Source organism: Virgibacillus sp. W0181 (assembly GCF_051846915.1).
Classification (GTDB): domain Bacteria; phylum Bacillota; class Bacilli; order Bacillales; family Amphibacillaceae; genus JBPYCR01.
The window spans coordinates 1-13,955 of record NZ_JBPYCR010000053.1 but is presented as its reverse complement, the minus strand read 5'-3'; the positions used below and the strand labels follow the sequence as shown (position 1 = coordinate 13,955).

Here is a 13,955-nt window from a genome sequence, read left to right as displayed (position 1 = left end):
CATGTTTGTTCTTCGCAATATCAATACCGACAATTAAAGTGCTCTCTTTTAGTTGTAAGATCTTTTCGTTTTGTTTATAATTCATGATAGTCCTCCTTGGTTAATTTAAGGGTCCTTTTGCTAGCTAACTGCGGACACCTCGTATCATACCAAGGGGACATTTTTTATTCAATCCTCATTTTGCTTCATTACAGGAATGCTTTCTTACCTTTTAAAAATAAACGAGCAGGCACACCATCTGTGGCACCTGCTCATATCTTCAGCTTTTCATATTATCTTCTTTCGTAGCAATGATTAGTGTATTGTCTGCATATTCTATATGCTTTCTTAACACCGTTTTTAATTTATTAATATCTTTTTCCTTTAACGTCTCCAACAAATCAACGTGTTCTTTATAAAAAGCTTGATGATTAGAATAGTATTGATCAATATACCCAAGATACGCTCTTATTTGCGTTTGAGTCGAGTTATATATTTTAATCATCCGAACGTTTCCGCAAAGATTAACGACATAACTGTGAAATTTCATATCCAAGTCAAATAAATCATTCCATAGTTTTTTGTCTGCCTTTACTTTTATCTCGTCTACAATCTCACTTACATGCTTAAAATGATTTTCGTCCAAACGAGGCAAAGCGTTAATGAACGCCTTTGTCTCAATTAGAATCCGTAAATCAATGATTTCCTCCAAATCTTTACGGGAAAATTGAGAGACATAGGTGCCTCTTCGTGCTTTATTCACTACTATTCCTTTATGTTCAAGTAGCTTTAACGCTTCTCTTACAGTACTGCGGCTGACATCAAATCTTGAGGCTTGCTCACTTTCCACGAGACGTTCACCGAGTTGTATTTTTCTGTGCCAAACATCCTCTTTCAATTTTTCAGCGATAAGCGTACTTAACGATGCTTTCATAATTGAGCGGTCATCTTCCAAGCGTTAGAACCTCCAATGATTCAATAATAATATTTTATTACTTTATTATGGTGTAAGCTTGTTTGGAATCCACGTTGATAACGGCGGAAAATAAGTAACGATTAATAAGGAAATGATCATCGTAATCAAGATCGGTACCATTGCTTTTACAATGGACTCAAATGAAACTTTACCCACCGACGTTGCTACAAATAAATTAACACCAAGCGGCGGTGTTACAAAGCCAATTGCCAAGTTCATAATTAGAATAACCCCGAAATGAACCGGATCCATGCCAATATCCGTTACGACCGGTAATAGAATCGGCGTTAAAATAACAATCGCTGATATCGTATCAATGAACATCCCTACAATTAAAAGAAATACATTAATAATTAAAAGGATAAGAATTGGACTATCAGTAATGCCAACGATAAAATCAGCAATAATAACAGGAATTCTTTCTCTTGTCATTAAATAGGCAAATGAAATGGAAAATCCGATAATAATAACTGTTGCTGCATTCGTTAGGGCTGCAGAGGAAAAAGTATCATACACATCTTTCCAACTAAGCTCCTTGTATACAAATACACCTACAATTAATGCATATACAGCTGCTACTGCTGCTGATTCAGTTGGTGAAAATATTCCGGCATAAATACCACCTAAAATGATGACGGGTATTAACAAAGCAAGCTTTGCTTCATTGAATGCTTTCAACACATCTTTAAAAGAAGGAGTCTCGCCAGTCCCCACATATTTATTTTTCTTTGCGATCACAAAAGAAACGATCATTAAACATAGGCCCAAAATAATTCCGGGTAATATCCCAGCGAGAAACATCGATCCGATGGAAACTGTTCCGACAACACCGTACATAACAAGCGGAATACTTGGAGGTATCAAAACACCAATAGATCCTGCAGAAGCAGTAATCGCTGCAGCAAACCCGCCACTATAATTACGGGCTCTCATAGAAGGGATCATGAAAGATCCTATCGCAGCAACTGTTGCAGGTCCGGAGCCGGATATCGCAGCAAAAAACATACTGGCCAAAATAGTCACCATAGCCAATCCGCCAGTAATGAATCCGATTAATACACTGGCCAAGTCCAATAGTCTTTTTGAAATACCACCGCTACTCATCAACACTCCGGCCAGAATAAAAAATGGAATAGCCATTAGAGGAAAGCTGTCCAGCGAAGTAAAAGCTTTTTGGATAATTACATTCGGTGATGAATTTGTAGCGAAAACCATTGTCACTAGCGAGGATAAACCAAGTGACAATGCAATTGGTACTCCGAGCAACATAAGTACAAAAAACACTCCAAATAATAGGCCTACTGTCATTTTCCTTCCTCCGTTTCCGCCGTTCCATTTTCATTGGTGAACAATAAATACATTTGCTGAATCAAGCGTAAAACCATTAGAGCTCCACCTATTGGTATAGCTAGATATGGGATCCACATTGGAACATGCAAGGATGGACTAGTTTGCCCGCTGATCAATACATCGGCAACATATTTACTTCCTTCAAATGCAAGAAATGCCGCAAAAACAAACCAACATAGTAATGCGATCAAATTTAAAAAGCGTTGCACTTTTGGTGGGAATAATTTGATGAAGACATCAACACGAATATGGGATTGCATACGTACAGCAAGGCTCGCTCCAACCCATATTTGCCAAACATGCAGGTATTGGGCAAGTTCCGACCCCCAGCTTAAAGAGTTTCCAAGCAAATAACGAGAAGAGGATTGAACAAACATTAATAAGACCATAACAGCCATCGTTATAACGATAATGAACTCTTCAATCCTTTTATCCAGTATTATTTTAAAGTTCATACAATTCGTGCTCCTCATTTATTTTTTAAGAAAGCTTAGATTCGTCCGATCATTACTATATGTCACCGTAAAACTAACCTTTCAATTAAATAGAAAATAGGTTTGATGAACAAATTCCAATCAAACCTTCTGTCACAAATCATAATGCTAAACAGTCTGTCCAACATATATTCTTATCATGCAGCATATTGATGGTTCCGTGGGCTTTAATAAGTAAAGCCCACGGAAAAACTTACGTGTTACTCACTGTATGAACGTGCCAACTCCATTAGCTCCGTTCCAATATCATCTTCATACTTCTTGAATATTTCATCAGCGGCATCAATAAATTTTTGTTTCTGTTCTTGTGAAAGCTCATTTATTTCCATATTTTCTTTAATAACTTCCAAGCCTTCCTCATCCTGCTGTCTCGCGACTCCTCTTTGATAATCCATCGCTTCAACAGCGGAATCCTTTAGTACTTTCTGCAGATCTTCCGGTAAACTATCGTGGAAATCTGCATTCATAAAGCCAACAGTTGCCGTATAGGCATGATTGGAAATCGTTAAATAATCCTGTACTTCGTAAAACTTCATTTGATCAATTAAGTTAAGCGGGTTTTCCATACCATCATAAATGTTTTGTTGTAATGCACTGTATAATTCTCCAAATGCAAACGGAGAAGCATCTGCACCGTAAGCGCTCAATGTATCAATATGAACTTCATTTTCCATTACACGAATCTTTAAACCTTCCATATCTTCTGGTGATTCGATTGGCCGCTCACTATTTGAGAATTGACGCATGCCTGTTTCTCCATAAGCGAGACCGACTAAACCTATCTCCGGCAAACCGTCAAGTAACTTTTGCCCGAGCTCGCCATCCAACGCTTCATATGCTGTCTCATGATCCGGGAAAATAAATGGCAAGTCAAGTGCCATAAACCGTTTGTCAAAACCAGCCACAGGAGCAGATGCTGTTACAGTCATTTCTATATTCCCTGCTTGTGCAGCTTCAATAGCCTCGCGCTCTGATGCATACAATTGACCACTTGGATATAGTTCGACTGTAATTTGTCCATCTGAATTTTCTTCAACCAATTCTTTGAATTTTTCCATTCCCATATGCGTAGAGCCAGTTTCAGGCGTTGTATACGTTACACCCATTGTATATTCTTCACCTGAATCTGATGATCCAGAATTATCATTTGCTCCTTCACCTTCCGAATCGGAATCATTATTGGACGAACACGCCGCAACAATCATCATCATAAAGACAATACTAATCATTAACAAAAATTTTCTCAATTTTTTCTCCCCTTTTAATTTATTGATTAAATATTATACGTATAATATTTATTCCTTAATAGAATGAATTTCACACCATTCAATAATCGCCAATGCTATAATTTCTGCAGTTCTAAATAACTTATCTAGCTCAACATATTCGTCTGTAAAGTGAGCCATACTTGTTGTACCAGGGCCAAATACGATCGAGGGGATCCCACCGGCTTGCGTTAGAAGACCTCCATCTGTTCCCCAGGTAGATCCAGCCAGCACAGCTTCTTCATTTTCTACTTCGACAAATTTTTCTTGCAGTATTTTTAACATAGGATGATCCATTTCAACCCCACCGGGCGGAAGATGAATCCCTCCCCATTTAACAGTTGCCGGATATTTTTCAAACCAATCATCAATTGTTTTCAAGTTCTCCAGCATGGCGACAAATTCCTCTTTCGCTTCATCAATTGTTTCTCCCGGGGCAACACCATAGCGACCCTGGATTTTCGCCTTTTCAGCTACCGATGACGGAAAAATACCGCCGTTAAATTGTCCAATATTAATTGGGATTGGAATCGGGTTATCTTTATAAAGCGGATCTTTTCTCAACGGAGCATTTCTTTTTTCTTCTAATTTCATAATCTCGTCGAATACAATCCACCCTTTTTCCAGCGCACTGACTCCTTCATATCTTGTCCCGCCATGCGCCGATTCACCAGTTACATCCACTTCAAACCAGAGAGAGCCTTGCTGTTGGGGGAAAATCCGCATTTCACTGGGCTCCGGTAAAATCGCAACATCTGCTTTATACCCTCTTTGAATGGCTGCCAAAGTGCCTGCCCCGCCGGTCTCCTCCTCGATAACGCTTTCATAGATTACATCACCTTTGAGTTTAATACCAAGTGCAATGATTGTCTCTAGCGCGATAAGTGTAGAAACATTGCCGCCTTTCATATCTGTCGTACCACGACCATATAGTTTACCGTCAACAATGTCTCCTGAATACGGATGATGCTTCCATTTTGATTCGTCCCCTGCAGGCACAACATCAATATGCCCGTTCAAAATGACTGAGCGCCCCTTGTTACTGGCACCTTTCAATACACCGACAACATTTGGGCTTCCTTCATAGTTGTCCCGAATTGGATTAAAAAACTTGCTTTTAACAAGTTCATCGTAATTTGGTATCCATTCATCGACATCCAAACCATTTCCTTTTAAACGTTCGGCCATGAACGTTTGAGCTTTCAATTCATTGCCTGTTGTAGTCGGTTCTTTTACAATTTGTTGTAAGAATTCAGTGTATTCATCGCGTCTTTCAGCAATTTTCCCCTTAACTTTTTGATGTAAATCCATATACAGCCTCTCCTTCCAGCTATACAAATACTCAAATTAAACGTGAATAAATCTTATATGTACGTCAAACCTCCTATGGATCATACTATTATTTGAGCTTATATTGTGTATGATCGAGTAGTATTTTGTCGATCTCCATAGCTCCAAAGGTTGAATGTCGACATTCTAAGTTAAGTATGTTTATCTTATATTATGACTTTGTAAAAGTCAATCACTCTGATGAAATGGTAATTTTAGGAATTATAAATTAAGAAATCCACTGCCAAATAAATGGTTTGGTGTCGTTTTATAATGGGCAATATACTAAAAGGTCGATAGAAAGGAGTGCAACTATTGGAAAAAATAATTGCTTATACAAGAGTGTCCAAGTCGATAAGGGAACAATTACAGGAAAAATTCGATGTGATCTATTTTGAAAAATATGAGCATATCGATGATCCTTTTTTTATTGAAACATTACAGGAAACAGTTGGTATTATCGGCTTACAGCTTGAGGTGACGGAAGAATTGCTACAACTTGCACCCAATTTAAAAATTGTTTCCAATGTATCTGTAGGTTATGATAACCTGGACATTGACGCATTAACAGAGAGAAATATTATGGCAACTAATACACCCGATGTATCAACGAACACAGTAGCTGATGCGGTTTGTGGAATCATGCTGGCAACTGCACGGCGTATTTCTGAACTCGATACATTTGTAAAAAACGGGGAATGGAAAGAGTATTTACAGCTCAATCATTTCGGTACCGATGTTCATCATAAAACAATCGGCATTATTGGTATGGGAAGAATCGGAGAAGCAATTGCAAAAAGATGCCACCTCGGATTTGATATGACTGTTCTTTATCATAACCGTTCACGAAAAGAACAAGTGGAGCAGCGATACAATGCAATATATTGTCAATTGGATACACTGCTGGAAGAGTCCGATTTCGTTTGCCTTATGATACCTTTTACAAGAGATATGAAAAGAATGATCGGTGAAAATGAATTTAAACGTATGAAGCGATCCGCCATCTTTATTAACGCATCACGAGGAAAGAATGTGGACGAACTAGCACTTTACAATGCTCTTAAAAACGAGGATATTGCTGCAGCTGGTCTTGATGTGTTCGATCAAGAACCGGTCGCAGCAGACAACCCATTGCTGAAATTAAAAAATGTAGTAACGTTGCCTCATATCGGCACCGCTACTACAGAAAATGAATTGGCGATGTCTTCACTTGCAGCTAAAAATTTGGAAACAGGGTTGCTTGGTTACTGTCCGCCTAACATCATTAATCCGGAAGTTTGTAAAAATATATAAAAACTAAAAGCGAAAAATGACTTCGCTAATCAGCAAAGTCTTTTTTCTCATTTCACAACTTCATTCCAATAATAAACTAGGGTTTCCATTCCTTTGTCAAAACTATCCAACGGAAAACTTTCATTTGGACTGTGCAATCGATCATCCGGTGTACCAAATCCAAGAAGCACAATGGGTATATTATAAATCTCATCAATCCATTCTACAACAGGAATGGACCCACCCATACGCACAAAGGCGGTTTCTTTTCCAAATGCTTTAGAATAACTTGTAGCAGCTTTTTTAATTAGTGGGTGATTTGGTTCCACTTTATACGCCTTTGCAGATAATTTCTCCTTTTTAACTTCAACGGAAACTCCTGTAGGCGCTACCTTTTTAATATGGTCTTCCAGTAGGCGTTGAATCTGTTCCGGTTTCTGGTCAGGAACGAGACGACACGTAATTTTGGCCGTAGCAGATGCTGGGATTATCGTTTTTGTCCCTTCACCTTGGTATCCACCATAAAACCCATTTACCTCCAATGTCGGTCGCGCCATAGTATGCTCCTTCGCTGTATATCCCTTTTCACTTACTGGCTCACTAATTCCGGTTGTAGCAGAATAATTTTCTCCTTGGACTTGAGCGATTAATTCCCGTTCCTCTTTTGAGAGAGGTATCGCATCACTATAAAAACCTTCCACTGTTATAACTTCATCTTCATCTTTCATAGAGGTGAGAATATGGGCGAGTGCCATTGCCGGATTCCGAACTGCCCCACCATATAAACCAGAGTGCAAGTCATGACTAGGTCCGTTTACAGTTACTTCAATACCGGTGAACCCTTTCAGCCCATATAAAATAGTCGGCTGGTTCGTATCGATCATTCCTGAATCGGAAATAACTGCAAAATCAGCTTGGAACTGTTTTTTCCTTGTTTCCAGTAGCTGATACAAATTTTCACTGCCAATTTCTTCTTCCCCTTCAATACATACCTTTACGTTCAGCGGAAGCTTGCCCATCGTCTCCATATATGCTTCGAAAACAGCTAAATGCATGAAAACTTGACCTTTATCATCGCTAGCACCACGAGCATATAATCGATCACCACGTATTTCCGGCTGAAATGGATCACTTTTCCATTGATCAAGTGGATCGACCGGCTGTACATCATAATGTCCATAAAACAACACCGTTGGAGCGTCTGGACCTGCTTGATTATACGAGGCGTAAACAAGCGGATGACCACTCGTCTGGATTTGCTCTATTTCTTCAAAACCAATCTCCGTTAAGTAGCTTTCTACAAAATTGGCCGCGTTCTGTACGTGCCCTTTATAAGATGAATCTGTACTAATGCTTGGAATAGATAAGAACTCATTTAGCCGATTCAGCAACTTGTCGCGATTCGTTTTCAAATAAGCAAGAACTTCTTTTTGCATCGTTTTCCTCCTTCATAGACGTAGCTTTACAATATTTTACCATATTAATATGATTAAGACATTTAACCAATTCGTTAAAAGTGAAAACACGAGTTACCGTATTAGGCACTCGTGTTTTTATTAGCTTTTTAATTAATTGTTATCTTGAGGAAAAATTCGTTCGATTGCATTACCAATTTGATCAAACATTCCTCTTACCGGTCTTCCTTCATCCATATCGTTAATATAATTATTGGTTAAATCGGCAAAATCAGGGTTCGTTGTTACATATACATTGTCAATATCTTTATCGACGGATTGGACGATATCCTTGATTTTACTTTTGACATCATCTGTCAACTCGTCTCCATTACCACGATTATTTCCAGTATTGTTATTATTATTGTTTGCATTATTATCAAACATGCCGTTTATTCCATCATTGTTATTTTGATTATTGTTTGTACCATTTTCATTCATGCGATTATTGTTATTTCGATTAGAATCGTTATCCAACATTGCTGCAACATAGGCATTATTATCTGTTGTTAAAACATATGCCTGATCAATTTCCTTAATCTGATCCGTTATTTTATCGGCTGCTTTATCGGCTACATCGTATTGGTTGTTATTGTTGTCATTATTGTTATTAGCGTTGTTCCCATTAAAGTTATCGTTCAGGTCATTCATTCTTCCTTCCCGATCCATTTCATCATTATAACCTGTCCGTTCAAACATATTATCATTATCCATTCTTCCTTCTTCCATATTATCATCTGTATTTGCTTGACAACCGATTAATAACGTAAATAGAGCTGCTACAACAATACTTGAATGCTTAAATTTCATGCATAATCCTCCTTATAATTTTGTTGTTAGTATGTAACGTACAAGAAGAATTATGCGGTTCAGCAAGCAAACCTTATTTTGGAATTACGACCATAATTGTATGAGGAAAAATAAATACGAAGTGGGGACGCTAAATAATAATGGGGATGAAAAAACCGATAGAAGAATGCTCCTGAGTATACGCAGTTTAAGGAGGATGAATATAGATGGAAATTCCTGACTATGATAAAGCCTTATATTATACATTGTGGGGACAATGGGATGATTTACTCGTTCTCATGGTTCGTACAAATGATGATCTATTATCAAAAAAAATCCAGCTGTTTTTAAATGCTTATCATTTTGCTTCCGATCAACACCGGATCATGGAGTCACATGAAGATCTTTTATGCTATGTGGATCATGCGATGAAACATGTGCCTGCGCCTTACGTTCTTGAAGTATAAATTAATACATGCTCCCCGCACTGGGGTGCATGTATTTTTTAAACACGTTACAATCCTATTCCTTTTATATAGTCCTGTAAGTATAAGTAATCACCATGAAGAACAATGAATATAGCCAAAATAAATTTGCGTTGTCTTTCCAAAGTTTTTTTACTTACGCTTACTTTTTTAAGAAGCAATTTAATCGGCAGCTTTTTTTTCGTTTGGACATAATTGTTTAAATACTCGTCACCATATAATGTTCTAGCAACATGAACAGCAGAGTGCCGCGCGTCCTTATGCTTTGGTGATGAAGCCATAAGTTCTTTTATACATATTTGGTAACAGGCTAGATTTTTCTGGAACTGTTTCATTTCTTCCTTCAATAACCATTGATTCCAATCACACAAAAAGACTTCCGTCGCTGCTTTAACTTCATGTTGACTTACTATTTTGCCTTCATCATCCATTTCATTCAATGAACTAGTCAAGGGTTCTTTTTGAACGTAACGAATATAATCAATTACCTTCCGTTTAATGACGACATTCGCGAATGAAAAAAAGGATGCGCCTTTTGCCGGACTATACTTTAACATTGCTTCATAAAAGCCAAGTAACCCAACACTGAATTCATCATCCACTTTCGGATCAATATAGCGCTTGCACACTTGATATACAGACTTTGCAATAAACGGTTGGTACTTTATTAATAAATAATTTTGCAATTCCTCGTCTCCGTGTTGAGCAAAATATAGTGCTTCCTCCAATGAAAGTTTAGTTTCACGATACTGTTTTTTATTTTTCATATTCCCTAACCGATACCAATAATCTTTTGCATCGATTGGATTGTTCACTGATTTCTTAGGATAATTAGCAAGATAAACCAAAATACTTTCACCAGCTTTATATAATAATGTTGGATTTTGTTGTATTATGATTTACTTTATCGAAATTAATGAAAAACTGCTACCTCGAAAGCGTTACAGTTTGTTTAAATGTTGATTACTATAATGTTGTATAGCAACATAATTGAAACAAATTTAGATCAACCCTTCCTTTAATACGAATATCCAGATAGTGCCATTATTTCGAATGGATGGATTTTTGCGTGTTTGAAGGGGCTGTAATGGAATCGTATACCTTGTTGCTTCGATGGAATTGGAAGAAACGGCGTGAATTGATCCAGATTAACTATCACCTTTGTTGTTTGTAATCGCCAAGGCGAATGGGAAATTGGAGCTTTTATTAATTTATTTTTATTTTGAATCCAAATACAGTAGCGTTCAGTTAGAAAATGGGCTGCGGTGGAGGGAACAGAAGAAACAAACTCGGTTGATGGTGTATATTGCAGGTTAACTCCGGATGTTTTGCCATGCTTGTTTTTATGAATGAGTTCTAATTTTACCTGATTATCCCCCTGCTTGATTTTTTTATTGCAGACGTTTTATATGGTAAAGCAGCTAATTGCCCGCCCCATTTCACAAGTTCACTGTTTGTATGAACAGAAAAGAAAAACACGCCGGGTTCGCCCCCCGAATCGAACGTAGGTTCTAATATTCATTTGCAAAAAAGAAGGATAGGAAATTGGCGGGGGCATCCACCTTAACCTGCTTTTTGTCGCGTTAAATAAAATAACCGTCACCAATAAGTTTCCGGCAAACATGTGAAGCTGAAATGGCTGGGGTACAAATGGGCGTATGTCATCTGCTAGGACGGGGAAATGGATAAATAAAACATCCTGCCAGTTTTGCTGTCCGATCCATGGCCGCTTCCTTGCTTGCATCTCTTAATCCGCCTTTCTGTTTACTGAATTTCCTCTGTCCGGTATTCTTGTAAATAGTCAATTGGAACAAATAATCCAACCCTGCCAACATCATCGTCATTCATTGTAGCAAAAACGACACCAATCACTTCTCCCGCTTGGTTAATGACCGGACTACCACTATTTCCGCGATAAACGGGGGCATCCAGCATGTAGACTTCTTCCGACCAACTACTTAACATCGTCGGCGAAATGATCGTTCCTTCATTTGCAATTCCCTGAAATTTTAATGGGTTGCCGATAAAATAAATTGCTTCATCTTCTTCATACATAGGCTTTTCCGCTAACTCAAGGAATGGCAGTGCCTCTCCGTTTGTTTCCACTACTGCTAAATCAATGGATGGATATGTTTCGGATACTTCGCCGGTAAATAATCCATCATCGGGAAAAGCAACTGTAACTGTATCCTCCCCTTCTACCACATGATTGTTCGTGACAATTGTTCCATCAGCTGAAATCGAAAATCCTGTTCCCTTGCTGTCATCTGTCTCAATAACAACAACTGATTGTTTATACGATTTAATGTCATCTTGTGTGGACAATTTCGCTGACGTAAGCAGGAAGTCAATCGCCGGAATGGAAAACGTTTGTGGTAATAATGCGACAACATTAAAAAAGAGTGCAAATGCAATTAACCAAAAAGCCCATTTAGGAAATTTAGGCTTTATTTTCTTATTTTCTGATCGTTCCCGCTCTCTTTCCAGCGCTTTCCTACGTTCTTCCTGCACCAGTTCATACAGTTCTTCCTCATCAAACGTTTCGTATAAATCTTCATCGATCATATTATTTTTATTTTCATCATTATTATTCATCAATTGCTTGCCCTCCGTAGTTCAGTAGAGTGAATCACTTTCTCTATCTTAACACGAACAATCATTATTATTTCTAATCTTCCCCCATTTCTGCTATATTTTTATCATAGTTAAAACATATCAGGGGGAATAGAAATGTATTTGGAAGAAATGCTGAAATACAATGAGCAATTTGTCGCCAATAAAAAATATGAAGATTATAAAACCGATAGCATTCCGAATAAACGAATGGTCGTATTTACATGCATGGAATCGCGACTCGTGGAATTATTACCAAAGTCATTGAACATTCAAAACGGTGACGTGAAAATGTTAAAAAATGCCGGTGCAATCATTCGTAAACCGTTTGACAGTATTATGAAAAGTATTTTGGTCGCTGTATTTGAATTGCGGGCAGAAGAAATAACCGTTATCGGCCATCATGATTGCGGGATGTCACACGTCGATACAAATCATTTATTAGAAACGATGACTGAAAAAGGGATTAAACAAGAAACATTAGACACTCTACAAACAGGTGGGGTAAACCTTCATAAAGAATTCCATGGTTTTGATACAGTGGAGGAATCCATCCGACAAAGTGTACAAATTATTCGCAACCACCCTTTGCTCCCCGATTACGTTAAAGTACATGGACTTGTCATTGATCCAGGAACAGGAAAAGTAGATGTCGTATCCGACTAAAACTAAGAAAAGCGCAAACGCTCTTGCAGGCTAAAAGCGCAACATCCTAGGACTGTAGCTACGCTTTCGTCCCACCGAAAAGAATTGTACGTCGAAGCGAGACAGCTATGCACAAAAATCTATACTCCCTCTATATACTAACGTTTTCACTTGTTTTCTTTGTTTTTCTTAGAATTTCATTTTATTTATGATTTATCAATAACATTTTAAATGGTATAGGAACGAAATTTAATGTAGAAGGGTGCACTTAATACGCCATCCTTCTCTTTTTGAAAAAAATGGATATTAGTTGCTATAATCGCACCTTTCATTCCCACAATACTCATGGCGACAAACCCTCCCACATCTCACAGCGTCAATTGCGCATACATTCCTTCGTTCGGTCTATCCATGAAGTGGGGTCGGCTATGCTTTCTGACAGGGTCATTGCCCGATAGTATAAATATGTGCCGACTGCTCCGTGCTTCAAATAGTTATTGTTGCTATTTTAAAATAAATTGAATTTCTTAAGATATCATGAAAACTGGGTCAAACATTATTATCTAGTTAAGCTGCATTCTGTAAATTAAAATGCGGAATATCGTTTAACATCTTTTCTGGATCAAATGCTACTTGTTTTTTACCTACAGTAAACAAAATGCGAATTAATTTGCAACAGATTGCAATCAAGGATTGCTTTTTCTTCAACGGATTTTCTTTTCTTGTTGTAAAATATTCATGTAAAGCCTTAAACGCAGGGTTGTGATTAACCAGTGGCAGAGCGACCTTGAACAAGAGCGCGCGTAATTTTGGGCGTCCGCGTTTGGTAATAATTGTCTGCCCTTTCCATTTTCCTGAGGTAGCCAACCTTAAATTTAATCCAGCCAATTTAATAATTTGTTCGGGATGATAGTAATTATTAATATTGCCTATTTCCGCCAAGAATGCGGCAATTGTGATATCACCTATCCCTTTAATATCCGTCATTTCCTTGACACCCGGAATGGTGTTGGTTAACCCTTCTATCATTTCCCAGACTTCACTAATCTTTTCCTGAAGTAGGGTATATTGATCCATCAATGTGTTGATTTTCATTCTTGCCATGGTTTTACCTTCCTGGAGACCGATAGAATGACGGGCAATTTCTTTTAATTGTCGAACCTTTTTCAATCCAGCGCCTCTTTTAACCTCTTTACGGATTTCCGTAAGGATAGTCATTTCATCTGTCTTCACAATTTCATCCGGAAACAAGCCCATTTTTAATATTTGTATCGACGATTGTCCTTCCCATTTCGCAAAGACTG

At 37.9% G+C, this 13,955-nt stretch carries 13 protein-coding genes and 1 pseudogene; 3 read left to right on the top strand and 11 right to left on the bottom strand.

The features are described from left to right. Positions 1-259: 259 nt before the first annotated feature. The 5 genes from ACLIBG_RS14920 to ACLIBG_RS14900 form a co-directional block, all read right to left on the bottom strand. Positions 260-934, bottom strand: a complete 675-nt coding sequence (locus tag ACLIBG_RS14920) for a GntR family transcriptional regulator (RefSeq protein ID WP_439313557.1) — start codon at positions 932-934, stop codon at positions 260-262. Between the two features lie 45 nt (positions 935-979). After that, positions 980-2,263, bottom strand: a complete 1,284-nt coding sequence (locus ACLIBG_RS14915) for a TRAP transporter large permease (RefSeq protein ID WP_439313556.1) — start codon at positions 2,261-2,263, stop codon at positions 980-982. Further along, a complete protein-coding gene (locus ACLIBG_RS14910) occupies positions 2,260-2,760 on the bottom strand; it encodes a TRAP transporter small permease (RefSeq protein WP_439313555.1) in 501 nt (166 codons plus the stop codon). The genes ACLIBG_RS14915 and ACLIBG_RS14910 overlap by 4 nt, the downstream gene beginning before the upstream one ends. Before the next feature lie 239 nt (positions 2,761-2,999). Next, positions 3,000-4,046, bottom strand: coding sequence for a DctP family TRAP transporter solute-binding subunit (locus ACLIBG_RS14905; protein ID WP_439313554.1), 1,047 nt, complete (start codon positions 4,044-4,046; stop codon positions 3,000-3,002). A gap of 48 nt (positions 4,047-4,094) precedes the next feature. Next, the gene (locus ACLIBG_RS14900) at positions 4,095-5,375 is read right to left on the bottom strand and encodes a peptidase (RefSeq protein ID WP_439313553.1); all 1,281 of its coding nucleotides are present in this window, start codon (positions 5,373-5,375) and stop codon (positions 4,095-4,097) included. 333 nt (positions 5,376-5,708) lie between these two features. On the opposite strand from ACLIBG_RS14900, the gene ACLIBG_RS14895 reads away from it, so the two are divergent. Further along, positions 5,709-6,686: a 2-hydroxyacid dehydrogenase gene (locus ACLIBG_RS14895; RefSeq protein ID WP_439313552.1), complete on the top strand. Its 978-nt coding sequence runs from the start codon at positions 5,709-5,711 to the stop codon at positions 6,684-6,686. 47 nt (positions 6,687-6,733) lie between these two features. Here the strand turns inward: ACLIBG_RS14895 and ACLIBG_RS14890 are convergent, their stop codons facing one another. After that, positions 6,734-8,101, bottom strand: coding sequence for a dipeptidase (locus tag ACLIBG_RS14890; RefSeq protein ID WP_439313551.1), 1,368 nt, complete (start codon positions 8,099-8,101; stop codon positions 6,734-6,736). 132 nt (positions 8,102-8,233) lie between these two features. Beyond that, the gene (locus tag ACLIBG_RS14885; protein WP_439313550.1) at positions 8,234-8,929 is read right to left on the bottom strand and encodes a YhcN/YlaJ family sporulation lipoprotein; all 696 of its coding nucleotides are present in this window, start codon (positions 8,927-8,929) and stop codon (positions 8,234-8,236) included. Between the two features lie 206 nt (positions 8,930-9,135). Between ACLIBG_RS14885 and ACLIBG_RS14880 the strand changes: the two genes are divergently transcribed. Beyond that, entirely contained in the window at positions 9,136-9,375 is a 240-nt protein-coding gene (locus ACLIBG_RS14880; RefSeq protein WP_439313549.1) for a YhdB family protein, read from the top strand. A gap of 47 nt (positions 9,376-9,422) precedes the next feature. Here ACLIBG_RS14880 and sigI read toward each other — a convergent pair whose 3' ends face one another. The 3 genes and pseudogenes from sigI to ACLIBG_RS14865 all read right to left on the bottom strand — a co-directional run bounded on the left by sigI (position 9,423) and on the right by ACLIBG_RS14865 (position 11,988). Then, complete coding sequence (gene sigI, locus ACLIBG_RS14875) at positions 9,423-10,241, bottom strand: RNA polymerase sigma-I factor (RefSeq protein WP_439313548.1); 819 nt, start codon at positions 10,239-10,241, stop codon at positions 9,423-9,425. A gap of 170 nt (positions 10,242-10,411) precedes the next feature. Then, positions 10,412-11,137, bottom strand: a pseudogene (locus ACLIBG_RS14870) (DUF2071 domain-containing protein). 20 nt (positions 11,138-11,157) lie between these two features. Next, positions 11,158-11,988 carry a trypsin-like peptidase domain-containing protein gene (locus tag ACLIBG_RS14865; RefSeq protein ID WP_439313558.1) on the bottom strand — a complete coding sequence of 277 codons (831 nt, stop codon included), beginning with the start codon at positions 11,986-11,988 and terminating at the stop codon, positions 11,158-11,160. A 135-nt stretch (positions 11,989-12,123) separates the two neighbouring features. Between ACLIBG_RS14865 and ACLIBG_RS14860 the strand changes: the two genes are divergently transcribed. Next, positions 12,124-12,672 carry a beta-class carbonic anhydrase gene (locus ACLIBG_RS14860; RefSeq protein ID WP_439313547.1) on the top strand — a complete coding sequence of 183 codons (549 nt, stop codon included), beginning with the start codon at positions 12,124-12,126 and terminating at the stop codon, positions 12,670-12,672. Positions 12,673-13,218: 546 nt separating this feature from the next. Here ACLIBG_RS14860 and ACLIBG_RS14855 read toward each other — a convergent pair. Further along, positions 13,219-13,955 (bottom strand): transposase (locus ACLIBG_RS14855; RefSeq protein ID WP_439313546.1); only part of this gene is annotated, 737 nt, incomplete at its 5' end.

Excerpts from the sequence above, each read along its gene's own strand:
- ACLIBG_RS14915 (WP_439313556.1), bottom strand. The coding sequence starts at position 2,263 with ATGACAGTAGGCCTATTATTTGGAGTGTTTTTTGTACTTATGTTGCTC.
- ACLIBG_RS14910 (WP_439313555.1), bottom strand. The coding sequence starts at position 2,760 with ATGAACTTTAAAATAATACTGGATAAAAGGATTGAAGAGTTCATTATC.
- ACLIBG_RS14900 (WP_439313553.1), bottom strand. The coding sequence starts at position 5,375 with ATGGATTTACATCAAAAAGTTAAGGGGAAAATTGCTGAAAGACGCGAT.
- ACLIBG_RS14890 (WP_439313551.1), bottom strand. The coding sequence starts at position 8,101 with ATGCAAAAAGAAGTTCTTGCTTATTTGAAAACGAATCGCGACAAGTTG.
- ACLIBG_RS14885 (WP_439313550.1), bottom strand. The coding sequence starts at position 8,929 with ATGAAATTTAAGCATTCAAGTATTGTTGTAGCAGCTCTATTTACGTTA.
- ACLIBG_RS14880 (WP_439313549.1), top strand. The coding sequence starts at position 9,136 with ATGGAAATTCCTGACTATGATAAAGCCTTATATTATACATTGTGGGGA.
- ACLIBG_RS14865 (WP_439313558.1), bottom strand. The coding sequence starts at position 11,988 with ATGAATAATAATGATGAAAATAAAAATAATATGATCGATGAAGATTTA.
- ACLIBG_RS14860 (WP_439313547.1), top strand. The coding sequence starts at position 12,124 with ATGTATTTGGAAGAAATGCTGAAATACAATGAGCAATTTGTCGCCAAT.